This is a genomic window from Devosia sp. RR2S18 (genome assembly GCF_030177755.1).
In the GTDB taxonomy this organism is placed as follows: Bacteria; Pseudomonadota; Alphaproteobacteria; order Rhizobiales; family Devosiaceae; genus Devosia; species Devosia rhizosphaerae.
Genome location: NZ_CP126539.1, coordinates 3,537,266 through 3,554,216, shown reverse-complemented (window position 1 = coordinate 3,554,216; position 16,951 = coordinate 3,537,266). Strand labels below are relative to the sequence as shown.

18 protein-coding genes and 1 tRNA gene are annotated in these 16,951 nt (G+C 59.4%); 5 read left to right on the top strand and 14 right to left on the bottom strand.

All coding sequences use genetic code 11. The annotated features are described in order from the left end of the window. The gene (locus QOV41_RS17515; protein ID WP_284578119.1) at positions 1-1,158 is read left to right on the top strand and encodes a glutathionylspermidine synthase family protein; all 1,158 of its coding nucleotides are present in this window, start codon (positions 1-3) and stop codon (positions 1,156-1,158) included. A 93-nt stretch (positions 1,159-1,251) separates the two neighbouring features. On the opposite strand, the gene QOV41_RS17510 is transcribed toward QOV41_RS17515, so the two are convergent. The 3 genes from QOV41_RS17510 to QOV41_RS17500 form a co-directional block, all read right to left on the bottom strand. Beyond that, the gene (locus QOV41_RS17510) at positions 1,252-2,388 is read right to left on the bottom strand and encodes an AAA family ATPase (RefSeq protein WP_284578117.1); all 1,137 of its coding nucleotides are present in this window, start codon (positions 2,386-2,388) and stop codon (positions 1,252-1,254) included. 219 nt (positions 2,389-2,607) lie between these two features. Beyond that, positions 2,608-3,432: a YsnF/AvaK domain-containing protein gene (locus tag QOV41_RS17505; protein ID WP_284578115.1), complete on the bottom strand. Its 825-nt coding sequence runs from the start codon at positions 3,430-3,432 to the stop codon at positions 2,608-2,610. Position 3,433: 1 nt separating this feature from the next. After that, positions 3,434-3,829 (bottom strand): YsnF/AvaK domain-containing protein, encoded by a 396-nt coding sequence (locus QOV41_RS17500; RefSeq protein WP_284578114.1) that lies wholly within the window; start codon positions 3,827-3,829, stop codon positions 3,434-3,436. A 67-nt stretch (positions 3,830-3,896) separates the two neighbouring features. On the opposite strand from QOV41_RS17500, the gene QOV41_RS17495 reads away from it, so the two are divergent. Then, on the top strand, positions 3,897-4,238 hold the full coding sequence (locus QOV41_RS17495; RefSeq protein WP_284578112.1) for a hypothetical protein: 342 nt from the start codon (positions 3,897-3,899) through the stop codon (positions 4,236-4,238). A gap of 176 nt (positions 4,239-4,414) precedes the next feature. On the opposite strand, the gene QOV41_RS17490 is transcribed toward QOV41_RS17495, so the two are convergent. The 4 genes from QOV41_RS17490 to QOV41_RS17475 are packed head-to-tail and all read right to left on the bottom strand — an operon-like array spanning position 4,415 to position 7,475. Continuing rightward, a complete protein-coding gene (locus tag QOV41_RS17490; protein ID WP_284578110.1) occupies positions 4,415-5,371 on the bottom strand; it encodes a hypothetical protein in 957 nt (318 codons plus the stop codon). After that, a complete protein-coding gene (locus QOV41_RS17485; protein ID WP_284578108.1) occupies positions 5,371-5,763 on the bottom strand; it encodes a phage holin family protein in 393 nt (130 codons plus the stop codon). The genes QOV41_RS17490 and QOV41_RS17485 overlap by 1 nt, the downstream gene beginning before the upstream one ends. An 8-nt stretch (positions 5,764-5,771) precedes the next feature. Then, positions 5,772-6,512 (bottom strand): hypothetical protein, encoded by a 741-nt coding sequence (locus QOV41_RS17480; RefSeq protein WP_284578106.1) that lies wholly within the window; start codon positions 6,510-6,512, stop codon positions 5,772-5,774. A gap of 21 nt (positions 6,513-6,533) precedes the next feature. Next, positions 6,534-7,475 carry a DUF3618 domain-containing protein gene (locus QOV41_RS17475; RefSeq protein ID WP_284578105.1) on the bottom strand — a complete coding sequence of 314 codons (942 nt, stop codon included), beginning with the start codon at positions 7,473-7,475 and terminating at the stop codon, positions 6,534-6,536. Positions 7,476-7,747: 272 nt separating this feature from the next. Here QOV41_RS17475 and QOV41_RS17470 point away from each other — a divergent pair, with 272 nt between their 5' ends. Both QOV41_RS17470 and QOV41_RS17465 read left to right on the top strand, forming a co-directional pair. Next, on the top strand, positions 7,748-8,581 hold the full coding sequence (locus QOV41_RS17470; protein ID WP_284578104.1) for an undecaprenyl-diphosphate phosphatase: 834 nt from the start codon (positions 7,748-7,750) through the stop codon (positions 8,579-8,581). Between the two features lie 14 nt (positions 8,582-8,595). Further along, on the top strand, positions 8,596-9,180 hold the full coding sequence (locus tag QOV41_RS17465; protein ID WP_284578102.1) for a YqaA family protein: 585 nt from the start codon (positions 8,596-8,598) through the stop codon (positions 9,178-9,180). 68 nt (positions 9,181-9,248) lie between these two features. Here the strand turns inward: QOV41_RS17465 and QOV41_RS17460 are convergent, their stop codons facing one another. The 7 genes from QOV41_RS17460 to gmd form a co-directional block, all read right to left on the bottom strand. Next, entirely contained in the window at positions 9,249-10,145 is an 897-nt protein-coding gene (locus tag QOV41_RS17460; protein WP_284578101.1) for a mechanosensitive ion channel domain-containing protein, read from the bottom strand. A 105-nt stretch (positions 10,146-10,250) separates the two neighbouring features. Next, positions 10,251-10,523 (bottom strand): hypothetical protein, encoded by a 273-nt coding sequence (locus tag QOV41_RS17455; RefSeq protein ID WP_284578100.1) that lies wholly within the window; start codon positions 10,521-10,523, stop codon positions 10,251-10,253. Between the two features lie 55 nt (positions 10,524-10,578). Beyond that, a complete protein-coding gene (locus tag QOV41_RS17450) occupies positions 10,579-11,553 on the bottom strand; it encodes a calcium/sodium antiporter (protein WP_284578099.1) in 975 nt (324 codons plus the stop codon). A 189-nt stretch (positions 11,554-11,742) separates the two neighbouring features. Next, positions 11,743-12,810: a M48 family metallopeptidase gene (locus QOV41_RS17445; RefSeq protein ID WP_284578097.1), complete on the bottom strand. Its 1,068-nt coding sequence runs from the start codon at positions 12,808-12,810 to the stop codon at positions 11,743-11,745. Between the two features lie 140 nt (positions 12,811-12,950). Next, positions 12,951-13,024, bottom strand: a tRNA-Gly gene (locus QOV41_RS17440). Between the two features lie 103 nt (positions 13,025-13,127). Continuing rightward, complete coding sequence (fcl, locus tag QOV41_RS17435) at positions 13,128-14,087, bottom strand: GDP-L-fucose synthase (RefSeq protein ID WP_284578095.1); 960 nt, start codon at positions 14,085-14,087, stop codon at positions 13,128-13,130. A gap of 1 nt (position 14,088) precedes the next feature. Continuing rightward, positions 14,089-15,258 (bottom strand): GDP-mannose 4,6-dehydratase, encoded by a 1,170-nt coding sequence (gene gmd / locus QOV41_RS17430; RefSeq protein ID WP_284578093.1) that lies wholly within the window; start codon positions 15,256-15,258, stop codon positions 14,089-14,091. A gap of 274 nt (positions 15,259-15,532) precedes the next feature. Between gmd and QOV41_RS17425 the strand changes: the two genes are divergently transcribed. Then, positions 15,533-16,582 (top strand): HD domain-containing phosphohydrolase, encoded by a 1,050-nt coding sequence (locus QOV41_RS17425; protein WP_284578092.1) that lies wholly within the window; start codon positions 15,533-15,535, stop codon positions 16,580-16,582. The last annotated feature ends 369 nt before the right edge of the window (positions 16,583-16,951 follow it).

Here is a 16,951-nt window from a genome sequence, read left to right as displayed (position 1 = left end):
ATGGAGCGTACCACCCTACCGGCACGTCCCGACTGGCGCGACAAGGCACGTGAGGTTGGGTTCGGCTTCCACGAAATGTATGGCGAACCCTATTGGGTGGACGACGCTGCCTACACCTTCACGCTCGAAGAGCTTGAAACAAGGATAGAGGCGCCGTCTCAGGAATTGCACGAGATGTGCATGGACCTTGTGGACGACATCGTCGGTAACGAACAGTATCTTGATCGTCTCGCAATCCCCTCCGAGCTCCGAGACGTGGTGCAGCGCTCCTGGGAGCGGGGTGACCTCCATCTCTATGGCCGGTTCGATCTGGCCTATGATGGTACAGGCGACGCCAAGCTGCTCGAATACAACGCTGATACCCCCACTTCGGTGTTCGAGACCGGCTACTTCCAATTCAATTGGATGACGGATCAAGTCGAACGGGGTGCCCTGCCGGCCGACACCGATCAATACAACCTGCTGCAGGAAAGCCTGGTCGAAGCTTTCGGCGAGTTCCCGCACGACCCGATCTTTCACTTCGCGGCCATGCTCGACAATGAAGAGGACCGCGGCACCACGGTCTACCTCATGGACTGTGCCGTACAGGCGGGTCACCGGGTCGAACTGCTCGATATCAGCCAGATCGGAGTGGATGCGCAGGGCCGTTTTACCGACCTGCGGGACCGGGTCATCGACCAGTGCTTTAAGCTCTATCCGTGGGAGTTCATGTTGCGGGAGCCCTTCTCCCGCCAGCTCGTGCCGTCAGGAGATGTCTTCGTCGAGCCCGCGTGGAAGGCCATCCTCTCCAACAAGGGATTGTTGCCGCTGCTTTGGGAACGGCACCCCAATCATCCCAATCTGCTGCCCGCCTTTTTTGCCGGTGACACGCGCGCCGGTGAGTTGAGCGAATTTGTGCGCAAGCCTCTGCTGTCTCGCGAGGGCGAGAACGTCACCATCGTTCGAGGAGGCGAGGAGATCGCCTCGGCGCCTGGTACATATGGCGAGGAAGGCTATATCGTGCAGGGTTATGCCCCGCTGTTCCGCAGTGAGTTCGGCTACGCGGTTTTGGGCAGTTGGGTGGTGGGGGACCGCGCCTGTGCGCTTGGCGTACGGGAGGACCAATCGCCCATCACGGCCAATCTCTCCCGTTTCGTGCCGCATGTGATCCTCGGATAAGGCATAGAGACGAGACTACCTCTCCCAACGGTGAATCAAAGCCAGATTGAATGCTTCGGGCACGTCTGCTGCTCGCCTAGTGGCAGATCCTTTTCATTCGTCTGGGAAAATACCGACATCGGAGAGCCCTTCGAGCCAGGTGGCCCCATCCTTGCGGATGACCTGGCGCGGGTGAATGCAGGTTTCCTCAGCGATTGCCTGCGCAAGGATGGTCGAATGGGTCACCACCCAGACCTGACTGCGCTCTGCTGCGCGGGCGATCGCACGCGCGAGTGCCGGAAGGAGGTCGGGGTGAAGACTGGCCTCGGGTTCGTTCAGCGCGATAAAAGGGGGCGGGCGATAGGCCAGGAGAGCGCCCAGCAGCGCGATGAACTGCAACGTGCCATCGGACAGTTCGGATGGGCCGAAAGGCCGGTGCGGCACATCGGGGAAGGTCATCGCGAAAGACGCGTCTTTAGCAGGAGGCGGAATGGCCAGGCGGGCCCCCGGGAACGCCTGATCGATCGCGGCGGCAAGATCGACCGTGTCGCCCCGGATGTGCTTCAGCGTGGCCAGAACGGCGCCAAGATTGCCGCCGTCTGCGTCCAGCATGGGAGCGGTCACGGCGAGAGAAGGCCGGCGTAGGGGCGATGCCTGATCTGTTCGAAACCCGTGATAGAAGCGCCAACTTGCGAGCAGATGCCGAACGGCATCGAGCTCGGGCAGGGTGCCGCGCAGTGAGGAAAGCGCAGTTTCACTGGCGAGAAGCGGTTGCTCGAGCTGACGCATGCGCCCATTTTCATCCCGGAACCAGGCCGCTGGGCCCTTTCGCTCTAGGAGCGTGATGCTGCGCCGACCCGGCAGGATCAGGCTTTCCGCCTTGATCTGCGGCTCCTCAGAAAACACCGCTTCGTAGCGAGAGTCGCCAAAGCCAACCTCGACAGCGTAGCGCGGCTGGTAGGCGGCTTCCGCGTCGGTGGGCAGGATGGTGTCCATGCCCACCTCAAATCTGAGGCGTGGCGGGTCGGTGGCGCGACGAGAGCCCGCCCACATTACCGAAGCCAGACCACCTTCACGCGCGATTGCCAGAGCGAGTTCGCCTGTGGCCGCTGCGTGAACGAGTTCAAGTGCCCGGTAGAGATTGGTCTTGCCAACACCATTGCTGCCTACGAGTACGGTCAAGCGTCTCAGCGGGAAGCGAATGGACCGGATCGAGCGGTAACCCGCAATGGAAAGGTCGGAAAGTGACATAAAGGCAATCTGGCACAAGCGGTCCAAAGGTTCGACCCCGGCACAGATGGGTGGGTGGTTTGGACCTAGGATGCCAGGCCGCTGGCGAACCGCAGCGGCGCCTGTCAATCTCGGCAGAATGCGCTTCCAAGACCACTACGGAAGTTGATGGTATGCAAGTTGCAGGAGCAAAATGGCGACCGTTTCCGGCCGCCATTTTTTATCTGGGCAACAGTCAGATTAGCGCTGGTTTTGCCGCTTGTTCGCCGCGAGGTTGCGGTCGTCTTCGATCTCGACTTCAGTCTTGCGTACGGTGTCGCCGACCTTTTCAACGTGATCGGTGCCTTCGCGGCGAAGAGAGATTTCTTCTGTCACGCGCGCTTCCTTGGAGACCACTGCTCGCTCTGCATGCTCTTCGGCCTCAATCGTGCGGTCGCGGAAAGCATCGTCTGCGCCGGTCAACGGGCGATCAACAGGCCGCCGGTCGATGGTCACGCGATCTTCGTGCAGGTTGACGTCGGCACTGACGGGTTGCTCGCGAACATAAGAACGCACCCGAACCCGGCCGAGGCTGACATCCCGCTTACCAATCTCAAGCTGCTCTTCCACAACAGGAATAGCCTCTCCGGTGGTGTCGCGGCGCCCGGCAGCGAGGTCGCTGGATGTGGTACCTGCGGCGTCGTACCCGCCCCATCCCTCAGCGCGCCAAGTGGCCTCGCGCTCATCGAGGTTCACAGAACCTTCGTCATCGAGGATGTCGATAGCAATCTCATGGGAGCGATCGTCAAGATCGTTGACGACCACGAGATAGCCGCCTCGGCTAAGACCTTCTGCATAGGTGTAACGATCCTCTTCGGGCATGAAGAAGTCAGACAGGGATTCGAAAAAGCCCTTATGCTGATCCTGCTTTACCGTTGCAGAGCCTTGCTCTGCACCAGCGGCAAGCTGCACTTGGCTGCGTGGTATGCCTGCACTGACGAGGCGTTCTACAGCTCCATCAGCTGCGGAGCGCGTGTCGAAAAACGCCGTCAGAGTGCGAGTGCCGTTCTCATAGATCTGGCTCATCTCAAATTTCCTCTTCGTTGTTTTGGTTTGGACCATCGCGGTGTATTTCGGCCCGTTGCTTGCGCAGGGTGACCGGCACCTCTACGGGGTCTTGCGAAACAGTACGGCGGATGTGGAGCTCCTCGCGCAGCCGCAGGCGCTTCTCGACGACCAGCACTTCTTCAACCAAAGGTACAATTGTGACGTCCCCTTCGGTACGTACATCTGGGACGACGTCGACGTCGCGTTCTACTGCAACCCGCTCTACAGAAACTTCTTCCCGGGCCAGCAGCGCTTCGACCAGCTCATCTTTGGTCTCAGTGCGGGTGGTAATTCGAACCCGCCCAGTGACTACGTCTTGCTTTTCAGCGTACGCGGTCTCTTCGGCGATGGTGAGTTTGTCTTGATCACTCGACATGGGCCTCGTTCCGTTTCGAGGTTGGCCAACGGCGCCGAATCCGCATGGTTCCGCATGGGGGGAAGTTGTGACCGGCGGAATTAACCTGCCGTTCACCACGATCAGCTTTCCATGGAGATGTGCCAAGGTCGGAATGATGCGCCAGATCGAGATTTTAGACGATGTACGGGTTCGGTTTCCGGGACGCGGACCCGATTTCGACCTTGGAATAGAGGTAGGGGCAATTTGTGTTCTGATGGCGCAAGCCGAACCGGTAATCCGCAGGAGCGTCTCAGCAGAGGCGCTTGAACAACTCCGCCCATTGGCCCAGCGCTTTCGCTATGTCCTCGTTGCCACACCGGCTGAAGCAGGATGGGACGTTCATCTTTCCCAAGGAGCCCAGCGACGGCCTGCACTGCGGGTGGTGTAATCGCAAGGAAGCGGCTGCTGCAGGCGTGGTTCGCGATAATTAACGCCACCAGTACTGCACGCTTGTCGTCAGGAGCCTACCCCTGACCGTTTAAATACAAAAGGATTGGTCCATTGTTCAGGACCAATCCTTGTCACAGCCCAATGCCGCGCATCGAAACGGCAGAGCAGGCAGCATTACGTTTTTTTGGTCGAACCGGCCTTCCCGATCTCCATGTTGAGGCTATCGGTGGCCGTAGCGGTGACGTCGGTCAGTTTCTCGCTAAAAGTGCGAACGACATCGGCGATCGTGTCTTCCGACAGCCCTTGGGCTCTAGCCTCGCGCGCCGCCTCCTCGAGTGCCAGGTCTGCGACGCGCCTGGCGCTCGCCATTTGTTCTGACACCAGTTGATAAGCCTGACCCTTCACCGCGTCGCTGCTTTCACCCAACAGTTCCTGCTCAGTCTGGGTTTTCGGCAGGGTGGCGGCGATCCCCGCACCAACGGCAAGTCCGAGCAAGCCCACAGCCAAAGGCTGGCTTTCGAAAAACGAACCCAGCGTCTGCTGCAAATGCTCGGCCTCGCGGCGGGCTCCGACAGCGGCTTTGCGCGAGGTGCGATACGCCGCGTGAGTAGCCGCTTCAAATCCGCCATAAGCGTGTGAGGCAGCTTCAGATGCTGCGGAGCCAGCTGCTGAAACGCCATGACCCAGCGCGGAGGCCCCATCATCCACCGCCGATGCAGCGGCGGAGGAAGCGGCGCCAATCTTGGCCTCAGCCCGCCTCGCCTGGTCGGCAGCGGCTGTGCCGGCACGCTGCAGGGTGTCGCCGCTAGCATGTACAGACGATGCCAATGCATCGTGCCGGTATCGCGCTGGCGCATAATCCGGATCCAACACGGCGATCCGGTAGTCCTGGAGGTGTCTCTCTCTTCTGTTCCCAGAGAATAGCGACACCTTGCCGCCGCCGGTAAAGAGCCAGGCAACCCCCATGGTGATAAGCGCTGCCGATGCAGGTTTGTCGCGTGCGGCTTCGCCGATTCTCTGGGCGAAGCTCCGTGGGGTGGGTTCGGAGGAGGGAGCCTTAGTGGTGACGACGATCTCTTCCTCGACGACGCGGACAGGCGCCTGGTTTGCCTCGAAACGTGTGGTGCTCATCAGAATCGTCCTTTCGCTGCCGCCGCATCATGACGAAGTTGACGTATCGTGCGCTCTGGAATGAGCGCCTTGGCCTTCAGCCTCTGGAGTCCTGCCCAGGAGAGGCCGATGGTCACCAAGGCTCCCAGCAGGGTAGCGAGAAGCGCCGCTAATCCTGAGGGCACCCCCGCATCGGCAAGCAGCGCGGCAACGGTGAACAGGAGCATGACAATGGTGGCAAGCGCGAAGGCAGCGCCTGCGGCCAGCATGGCCAAGGCCAGCCCGGCATTTGAAGCCTTCTTGGACAACTCCGACTTGGCTAACTGCACCTCGGTGCGCAGCAGCGCCCGCAGCTGGCTCAGCGCTTCGGAGAAGAGAGTGCCAAGAGAGGCATCGTCCGTGGACATAGACATCGCTGGCCTCAAGACTCTTTGGAATCAGAAGTAGACGCTGTGGACCCAAAGCCAGGCGCTTGCGGTGACACACCGCCCGGATCACCGGATGCAACGGGCGCGCTTTGGCCACTAGCTTCCGACGCCGTCCGCGTTGCCTCAGTTGCTTGGTCAGCACGCGTTTGGCGCGTGGCTGATCGTGTTGGCGTCCCACCGAAATCTGGCGATACTCGGCGCGATGGCGCAGATGTCATAAGAAACCGGACTGCTGCAAATCCCACAAGCGCGGTAGCCCCAAGCACCATAGTGGGCTTTCGCCGGGCAAAATCCTCCACTATCGACAGAATTTCTCCAGCATCGCGTTCGCGCACCTCCTCAGAGAGATGCTCGAGTTCCTCGGCAGCCTTGCGCACATAATGCGCCGCGAGCGGAATTTCGTCGTCGAGCTCACCGGCGGCCCTGTTGATGGCACCCGCAATTCCCTTGGCGCGCTCGGCGCCCGCTGTCTTCTGCTCCTCTACGGCATCACGCAGACGCGCCGCCGTGTTGGATGCGGTCTTCCGCGCCTTTTCGCTAAGGTCGGACGTGATGTCCTCGACTTCATGACGAACGGTGGCCGACGTCTCAGCCGCCGCTTTCTCGCTGGACTTGGCTTTTGCCTTGAGGCGTTTGGAGGGAGACGCAGCAGCGCTGGCTCCTGCTGGCTTCCTTGCCTCGGTTTTTGGTCGGCTGGGCTTGGTCTGCTCGCTTTTCGCTTGATCGTCGCTCATGAAGCGCTCCATTCCGCGTGGTTAGCTATCGTCTTGCTTGCTGCTGGTATTGCTGGCTGCCTTCTCTCCAGGCGAGGCAGCCTCCTCGTCGAACGCTGCACCGCTGGCGCGATCGGCAACCGCTCGCGCCGAACCGCCAGCCTTCCGCAGCGCCCTTTGCGCATTACTCGGAGTGAGCCCTTGTTCTTGCGCTTCATCCAGAGTGTTTTCGACGATCCGTTCGCCCGCTGCCGTAACCTCGTCCAAAGCGTGGGCTACGGTTCCCCGCGCCTGATCCTTGAGCCGATCGCTTGTCTCCCCGAAGAGCTGGCGCTCGGTTCGGCTCGAGGGAAGGCAGGCCGCAAGAGCCGCGCCCAACAGTAAACCGGCACCAGTAACCACCAGAGGGTATCGCTCAATCGTTTCATCAACGCTATCGCGCGTCGCGCGGCCGGCGTCGGCAGCTTTTCGCGCAGCTTCTGCAGACGCCTCGGCGCCCGCTTGATAGGTGGATGAGGCGTAGGACGAGGCGGTGGAGACGGCCCGGGAGTTGGATTTGGTCACCTCGCCGGCGTGCTCATCGACTTGGGCTGGTTCGGATAAAGAGGTGACCTGACCAGAGTTCGACGAGCGAACCCGCTCTGCCTTCTCGTTCGAGCCACGCCCCGCTAAGGCAACCCCGGCACCTAGGAGCAGTATCGGCGCTGGCAGGTTCTGAAGAATGCGCCACACCGGATAAGCCACGCCTGCGCCTAACGCCGCAGCTTGGAGAGGGTTATCCAAGGCCCTTTGCTCCAGACCGGCGAGCATTCCTTTACCGATGCCTGTGGTGCGCCGCCTCAGGTCGGCCTTAATAGCTTTGGGCGATATGCGACGGCGTAGTTCTTCAACGGTCTGAGCGAAATCCGCCCGATGTTGCTCGGCCTGCCTTTCGAGTTGATCCAGGCCGTTGTCTTTTCCGGCAGGCGCGGCAGGGTCAGTCATGGTCACTCCATCATCGTGTTCGTCAGCGCTCTAGGACGGCTCGGGGAAGTGGTTTTTACCTCAATAGAACGACGGGGTGATGGTTCCCAAATTGTCGCCACAGGCGCCTGCCTCTTTGCCAGGTGCTCCTCTTGGCAATGATAACTGCCTTGGAGAGCAAACCGCACCGTTGCGCTCATCAGGCTGCGACGACAGGCCACTTCGACCTCTCCTGTGGGTTTTGCGTACCAGAGTGTAGGCAATCCAAAGCTGCAAAACGGAAAGAGGGCGAAGTGGAAGGTGTCGAGCTCGCTTTTCTGGCGCTAGTCCAAGGCATCACTGAGTTTTTGCCAGTGAGTTCATCAGGACATTTGATCCTGGGTCGAACGCTGTTGCAGTCCGCTGGCCTAGCCCCTCTGTCCTTATCTGCGGCAGAGGAGCTCTCGCTGGACGTCTCTCTTCATGTCGGCTCCCTTGGGGCTATCATCGTCTACTTCTGGCGCGACATGCTGATGCTGCTAGGGGGGCTACGTGACGCGCTGATGATGCGAAGAAGCACTGCAGCGCAAACTTTGGGCGTTCTCATCGTGGCCAGCCTGCCACTCGTAGCCGCAGGGCTACTCCTCAAAGACTTGATCATCGATGCCGGGCGATCTGTTGCCATCATCGCCGGGACAACTCTAACTTTCGGCGTGCTGCTCTTTGTTGCGGACCGCCGTCCGGTAGGGCGGCGAAGCATATCTGAAGTGTCCTATAGAGACGCTCTGATAGTTGGTCTGGCGCAATGCCTGGCAATTATCCCGGGCGTCAGCCGGTCGGGCATCTGCATGACGGCAGCGCGCCTTATCAGGCTCGACCGGCCGCTTTCCGCCCGGCTGGCGATGTTGATGGCCATTCCCGCCATTTTGGGCGCTGGAACACTTAGCACCTTTGACCTCGCGCAAAGCGGCGATGCAGCGTTCACCACTTATGCGATCTGGGGCGGGCTGCTGGCTTTTGTCAGCGCCCTCATATCAATCGCGCTCTTGATGCGCTGGCTGGCGCGGCAGAACTATACCCCCTTTGTCATCTACCGAGTGGCCTTGGGGCTGCTGCTGATCGCACTTCTGATTACCAAGCTGGTTTGAGCAGGAGCCCAAGCATGCTGAGAGCTCTCTATCACTGGACCATGTCGCTGGCGAGCAGTCCTCGTGCGAACATTGGTCTGGCAGTAGTGTCCTTCGCCGAGAGCTCATTTTTCCCCATTCCCCCCGATGTTCTGCTCTTGCCCATGGTCTTGGCAGATCGTCAACGCGCATGGCGAATAGCGCTCATATGCACCCTTGCTTCGGTTGCTGGGGCGGTCTTGGGATACGCAATTGGTGCCGTGCTGTTCGAGCAATTGGCCATGCCGGTACTGAATTTCTACGGCTATGGAGAGCGGTTCAGCGACTTCGCCGAGGCTTACCATGAGTGGGGTCCTGCTATCGTCTTGATGGCTGGTCTGACTCCGTTCCCATTCAAGGTGATAACGATCGCCAGCGGTGCAACGGGCATGGACCTCCCGATTTTTCTCGTTGCTGCTGTCGTTGCGCGGGGTATCCGGTTCTATGCGGTTGCCGCGCTGCTCTACTGGTTTGGACCACCTGTCAGAGCATTCATCGAGAAACGGCTCACATTGGTCTTCTGCATCACGACGGCCGTTTTCTTTGCAGGATTCGCGGCGGCTCGCCTGCTGGTTCACTAGGCGCCTACTAGCCCAGGGGCGGAAGAGTGGAACGCCAGTCTGCTTGCACAGCACCCTAGATCGTGAGCTTACTCTCCCGCTGGACTGGCCTGCTCGCCTTCGGAAACTGCCTGCCGCGCTAGATCGTGCAGGCGGCTCATGAGATCGCAGGTGATCTGCCGCTCCAGTGTCTCGGCGGCGCTGCTGGGGCAAAACAGGGTGATGGTGACGCGGTACCTGCCGATGTCGGTGGTGCCAAAACGCACGGCCACTAGTGCATCCTTCAGGTCGACAGAGCTGCGCCGCTCGATAGCGGCATTGACCTGAGCGGCTCGTTCTCGGTGCGGGGCATAGTGTTGCTCGACGGTCGCCTCGATCATATCCTGGTGCTCGAATACATTCGCTGTTGGCTCAAGGGTCAGCGAGAAGCTATGATAGGTGAACTCTCGCAAGAGCGAAAAATTGCGCACCGGAGTGTTGAGCAGGATGCTGTTCGGAACCACCACAGTCCGGCCAGTGAACTGGAAAGACTGAGCATTACCGTCAAACTCGTGCAACGCGGTGACGAAGATGTTGTGGTCCACAACCTCGCCTCGGATGGTGCCGATTTCGATCCCATCGCCGATGGCGAAGGATCGAGTCGAGGCGCGCAGGAACGACCCTGAAAAACACAGGATAAGCTCCTTGGTGGCGACCACGAGGGCCACGGCAACAGCGGTCAGCGAGAGGGCAAAGGTACGCAGTTGCGGGGCCCAGATCAGCACCAAGCCAATCAGGCCAAGGAAGAACAAGATATTGCGGATGGTTGCGGCCCATCGCCGCTGAATATGCGGGCTGGCTTCTGTCTTGCTCCGGAGCATGCGGGTGGCAACGAGGCGGATCACCACAAGGAGGGCGAGCAGAGCCGCCGAAGCCACGATGTCGAGCAGTGGAAAGCCCTCGATTGCCAGTAGCGGTAAAACAAGGTCGCTTAGGTCAGATCCCATTGAGCCCTTCCATCATGAAGTCTGTGCCAATATTAGCCCCATAGCTTGCCAGCCGCGCAGCTACCTTGAGAGTTGCGCGTGATCTTAGTGGCATCGTCGGTGGAGTTAGCCAAGCTCTACAAGGTCAATCAGCAGGGTTGCCGCGAAGCGGAGTGCAAAACACGCTGCGGAGAATGCAGAGGCGAGTGCTGCGCGCTTATTGAGGATGGCACTGCGATTAATAGCGGTGACAACACGGTTGAGGTCTGCCGCGTCCAGAACTTCGAGCCGGGAGATCCGGCGCGTCTGCCGTTGCCCGGCTCGATACCATAGCCAGGACGCCACCAGAGCTGCGGCGATCGCCGCGACATCTAGAGCCAGCGTAACGGCGTGAAGCAAGGCGGAAATCCTCAGGGTAAGTAGAATGGCCCGACCTATGGCGTAGCCTCGGGCCCTAGGGCCAGAGCCACCACACATAGACGATATAGCCAGCAACGAGGACCGCGCCTTCCCAGCGTGCGAGACGTCGTCCGGTATAGGCGAGCACGACGACCAAGGCGGAGACCGCTACCATGACGATGTTGTCAAAGCCGGCGATTTGCGGGGGCACCTGAGAGGGCGTGATCAGCGCCGTAACGCCACCGATCCCCAGAATATTGTAGATGTTGGAGCCGATAATGTTGCCAAAGGCCACATCTGCTTCACGCCGCACCGCCGCCACAAGCGAGGTGACCAGTTCTGGCATCGAGGTGCCCACAGCCACGATGGTGAGGCCGATAATAGTCTCGGAAATACCAAAGGAGCGCGCCAGGGCAACGGCACCATTGACGAGGAAATAGCCGCCAACGACGACGATGCCCAAGCCCAATAGTGACGTCAGGAGCGGCACCACGAGCGAGCCGCCCTGTGGGGGAACCGGGGCAAGAGCCGGATCGGCCCCCTGGGCCGCAGCACTCTTGTCAAAGGCAGCTCCGTGTGTCGCCGTGGCGGCCGCCTCCTGCCGGAAGGCAACATAGATGTAGATACCCAGAGCGGCGACAAACAAAATACCGATAAGCCGCCCCAGCGGGAACAGCGGCGACAGCATGGCGAAGACAATCGCGACAGCCACCATCACGACTGCATCGCGGCGCAGAGCTGAGGATTGGACGATGATGGGGGAGACCAGCGCCGATGCTCCCAGGATCAGCAGTAGATTGGCAATGTTCGAGCCGACAATGTTGCCAAAGGCGATACCGGGCGAGCCGTTCATCGCTGCCTGCACGGACGTGACCAGTTCTGGCGTCGAGGTGCCGAAGCCGACAAGTGTCAGTCCTATGATCAGGGGGGAGACGCCGAGTTGGCTGGCCACGCGAACGGCGCCCCGCACCAAAAGCTCGCCGCCAACCAGAAGCAAAACCAATCCACCAACGAGCATCAGCCAAGTCATGTCGGGCCTGCAAACCTCTTCCTTGTGAGACCTAGTGCGAACTCTGCGGATTACCGCAAGTTCCACGATACCGAGACACCCCGTGGAGGAAAAGCCCCTCTTGGCCAGTGCTGGTTGACGCCCCTCATTCTTGCTCCCGCGAAATCGCGGGCATGACTACAGCAACTTACTTTGCAAGAACTAGGCAGATCAAAAGTCGCTACCTTCTTCAAGAATCGCGCTTAAGGCTTCAATGCGGCGTTCCGGATCGGGGTGCGTCGACAAGAAGGCGGGGCCACGAGTACCGGCCATGGCTGCCATCCTTTGCCAAAGCGTAATCGCTTGGTAGGGGTCGTATCCCGCCTGATCCATCACCGACAATCCGATGCGATCGGCCTCCAGTTCCTGTCTGCGCGAGTAGGGAAGGACGAGACCGAACTCGACGCCAACACCAAGAAGGGCAGCAATCTCGTTGGCGTAGGCGACGTCACCCAGCTGCAGCGCCGTGCTAACCAGGCGCAGGCCTAGCTCCTGCGCCAAGGCAGCAGCGATGCGCTCCTCGGAGTGTTGGGCGGTGTTGTGACCGATCTCGTGACCGATGACTGCAGCTAACTGATCGGGCAGTTCGGCGACGCTAAACATCCCTTCGTAAATGCCGATCTTGCCGCCAGGTAGAGCAAAGGCGTTCACTTCCGCTCCGGCGAAAACGCGCACTTCCCAGGAGGTTGGTGTCTCTCCGGCCGCAGCAAGTAGTCGCCCAGTGATCTCAGCTGCCGTGCTGATATACTCTGGGTTTGTGGAGAGAGCCGTTTGCGCGACAATACGCTGCCAGCTTTCGCTACCCATCTGTTCGACCATTCCGTCGGGAATAAGTCGGCCAGGAATTTCCGAGATGCGGTCGCACCCGCCGACCACGGGAACGAGAGCTGCCGAACCGACCAAAAGCAGCGTTTTTCGCCGAGCCAGGTCCACGCTGGCAGCCGATTGCTTTCGGGATAGGCAGTTTGTGCACATGCTTCTTGTAACCCTGATTGCGAGGCAAACGCCGGGTGAAAGGCACGGTTCCTGCTGTTCCTTGTCGAACCTCGTCGGGCGGGCACTCTGCCCAGCTACGGCCTTGGCTGCGGCTGCTGATGAGTTGATGAGAATGTGGAAGTAGAGCGAGTCGACCTCGACGCGATTCTTCGCATATTTGGCGCCAACACTGTTCAAGACGAGGTAGCGAATAGTGTAGCGCCGGCGGCACTTGTTGAAGACAGCACTCCCAAAGCGCAGCATGGCCCACTTGCTGTGCGGCGAAGCTGCTATGCGTACTAGGTAGCGTGGGTGACGTTCCTACAATCGCTCGCACGGGCAGCTTCGGGTAGCCACGGAGGTCTACTCTGCTGCGGCGCCGTCAACGGCGGCTGTGTGGGAACTGGAGCGGGTGAAGGGAATCGAACCCTCGTCGTAAGCTTGGGAAGCTTCTGCTCTACCATTGAGCTACACCCGCAACGGCATGATAGATGCGGGATATCGCTGGGCGCGTCAAGCACCCGTCGCCAAGCTCCACCGCTTGGGATTGGTAGATATGGCAAAGGCAACTGCCCGCTCCGCTACCCAATATCGGCAAACGCTTCACGAGGGGCGTGTCTGACGTACCAGTCATAGGTTTGCTGGATGCCTGTTGGAAGCGGGATCCTTGGCCGCCATCCTAGATCAAGGAGCTTGTTGCTGTTCATTAACTTGCGTGGTGTGCCGTCAGGCTTAGTGGGATCAAGCAAGATCTCGCCGTCAAAGCCGACTATGTCGCAGACCAGCCTCGTTAGCTCAAGAATGGTGATGTCCTCACCCGATCCTACATTGATGTGATTTTCGCCCGAGTATTCCTTGAGCAGAAAGACGAGTGCGTCGGCACAATCATCAGCATGTAAAAACTCTCGACGCGGTGAGCCGGTACCCCAAACCGAGATGGTCTTGTCGCCACGAAGCTTAGCCTCGTGGGCTTTGCGGATCAAAGCCGGGAGCACGTGACTGGATGCCAGATCGAAATTGTCGCCGGGACCATACAGATTGGTCGGCATCGCAGAAACATAATCGCGGCCATACTGCCGTCGGTAGGCCTGCGCCAGCTTGACACCCGCGATCTTGGCCACTGCATACCACTCATTGGTTGGCTCAAGGGGGCCGGCTAGCAACGCCTCTTCCGGGATCGGCTGCGGCGCAAGTTTGGGGTATATGCAGGATGATCCCAGAAACAGCAGCTTCTCTGTTTCGTTCTCATGTGCAGCTGCGATGATGTTCGCCTCAATCATGAGATTGTCGTATAAAAATTCAGCCGGCTGGGTCTCGTTCGCGAGTATCCCCCCGACCTTAGCGGCCGCGATCACTATGACATGGGGAGACGCGTCGGCTACGAATGCCTCCACGTCGCTCTGTCGCCGCAAATCGACTACGTCGCGACCGACGGTAACCACGTCGCACTGTTCGCAAGTTAATCGTTTGACCACCGCCCCGCCCACCATTCCGCCATGCCCGGCAACCCAGACGCGCTTTCCGCGAAGGTCATACGTCATCTCATAGCGTCTCCGATCGTCTCGTATCTTCAAGCCCAGGCGACGGTGTCCGTTCCTCCAGACTTACCGGCAGATCAAGGCCAAGCTGTTTTAGGAGCCCGTAGCGGAGTGCAGCCTTGTAGTCGCAATCGACCATCTCCCTACACATCTCACGAGCGGTGATTTCGGGCACCCATCCCAATTTTTCCTTAGCCTTCAGAGCATCGCCAAGGAGGGACTCGACTTCCGCAGGTCTGAAATACCTGGGATCTACACGGACAATCACATCGCCCAACCTAAGTTCAGGCGCCAAATCGCCCTCGATCGCTGCGACTACTCCAACCTCATCACTGCCTCTGCCAGTGAATTCGAGCGCTACGCCAAGATCGGAAGCGGCCCAGACGATGAAGTCGCGGACCGAGTGTTGCCGTCCCGTGGCGATGACAAAATCCTCGGGCGTCTCTTGCTGCAGCATCATCCACTGCATGCGAACATAGTCTTTGGCGTGTCCCCAATCGCGGAGAGCATCGAGGTTGCCCAGGTAGAGACATTTGTCGAGGCCGAGGGCAATGTTGCAAAGTCCACGTGTGATTTTTCGCGTCACGAAGGTTTCCCCGCGACGGGGGCTCTCGTGATTGAACAATATGCCGTTGCAGGCATACATCCCGTAGGCTTCTCGATAGTTCACCGTGATCCAGTAGGCGTAGAGTTTAGCAACAGCATATGGCGACCTGGGATGGAACGGTGTGGTTTCACGTTGGGGTGTCTGTTGAACCAGTCCGTAGAGCTCGGATGTCGACGCCTGATAAAACCTCGTTCTCTTTTCTAACCCCAAGAAGCGGATCGCCTCCAGCAGCCGCAGGGTACCGATACCATCAACGTCAGCTGTGTATTCGGGAGCCTCGAAGGAAACTTTGACGTGTGACTGCGCTCCTAGATTGTAGACTTCGTCGGGTTTGATTTCGCTGATCAAGCGGGTAAGGCCGGAGGTATCCGATAGATCGCCATAGTGCAGTGTCATCCCAGAGGCTGCGGTGTGGGGATCTTCATAGAGATGATCGATCCGCTGGGTATTGAAGGACGACGCCCGGCGCTTGATCCCATGCACCTCGTAGCCCTGCTGCAGCAATAGCTCGGCTAGATAGGAGCCGTCTTGCCCTGTGATGCCGGTAACGAGGGCTTTTTTGCTCATGGGTCTCCGCCACTTCTGCGTCAGCTAAGACGCGCCCGTACTCATCTCGTCTAACCTGCTTAGAGCTATAGACATCAAATTGGCGCGGCTCAATCAGCCCGCCGGCCTGCGCCCAGATCGAGGCTGCACTGTCGTGTGTCGCTTTGAACCCCCGTCACTGTTCGCTCAGACGCGACTTAACCCTTTAGAAACCCTGCTGAAGCGGCATTCGGCGAGTTAATGGTCGCCTAACCTGAATACCAGTAGCTTCAGGCACTTACCTCGGGGGACGGGTATGCGTGTGCTCATCGTGGACGACAGCCGCTCGAGCTTGGCGCTGATCGGTTCACTGGTTGAACGGATTGACGGCGTCCAGGTCCAAACCTGCCTTGATCCGGTGGTGGCGACAGATCTCTGCAAGCGGCAGCAGTTCGACCTGCTCTTGGTCGATCACGTTATGCCCGGCATGGATGGCGTGGAGTTTACAAGCATTCTGCGCGAACAAGAAGGCTACCGCTTAGTGCCGGTGGTCATGGTGACATCCGATATGGACCGCCACACGCGCATCGAGGCTATCCGCGCTGGTGCCACCGATTTCGTCAACAAACCCTTCGATCCAACAGAACTTGAAGCGCGGGTGATCAACCTCCTCCGATTGCGAGCAGCACAGGTGGAATTGGCTGATCGCGCCAACTGGCTAAGCCGTGAAGTCGAGCTGGCTACCGCCCATCTGCTGGCGCGCGAGGAGGAGATCATCTGGCGGCTCGCCCGCGCCATCGAGTATCGCGACGGAGATACTGGTGAACACGTCTCTCGTGTGGCCCAGATCAGCCAGTTGATCGCCGAGGGAATTGGGCTGTCGCCCCAGCGATGCCGGACGATCTACCTTGCCGCGCCTCTCCATGACATCGGCAAGATTGGTATCGCTGATGCGATACTGAGCAAGCCTGGCAAGCTCACCGATGATGAGTTTAAGACCATGCGGGAGCATGTGACCATCGGTGCCCGAATTCTCGAAGGCGCATCCTCAGACCTGATCAGGACTGCCGAACTAATCGCGCAAAGCCACCATGAGCGTTGGGACGGCACCGGTTACCCTGATCGGCTCTCGGGAGCCGATATTCCCGTCGAGGCGCGGGTAGTTGCGATCGCCGACGTCTTTGACGCGCTGTGCTCCGAACGCCCCTACAAGCCTGCCTGGCCGATCGAAAAGGCCTTCGCCGAAATCGTCGCATCGAGCGGCACGCATTTCGATCCTGCTTGTGTCGACGCCTTCCGAGCCAAGTGGGGGGAGATCGAGCAGGTCATGCAGGTTGATCCTGAACCCGGGATTGCCGCCCTCTGATTTGGGTGTCCGGCCGCAACAACTTGCGATTTCAGGTTTGGGAACGTCATTCCGACAACGCCTGTGACTCTCGGCCTTTCGAAAGGCCGAGTAACTCACCGCGCTTCAAGTAACGGCTCCCTAGAACTTGATTCGAGACTCCGCCAGTGCGCGGAAGGATTCGGCGCGTGTGAATCATGACTGCCCCTCGGAGAGTCGTGCGGAAGATAGACTCCGTATCGTCATCGTGATTATCACTGATGTACTTTCACAATGGGAATCATCGCCGTTTCCGGTTGAGTAACCAGCAATTAAGGTCCGGCATGTAACTTATGACATACGCCGGATGGGAATACGGCGATCTGAGACGTGAATAAAGGCGTTCGAAAG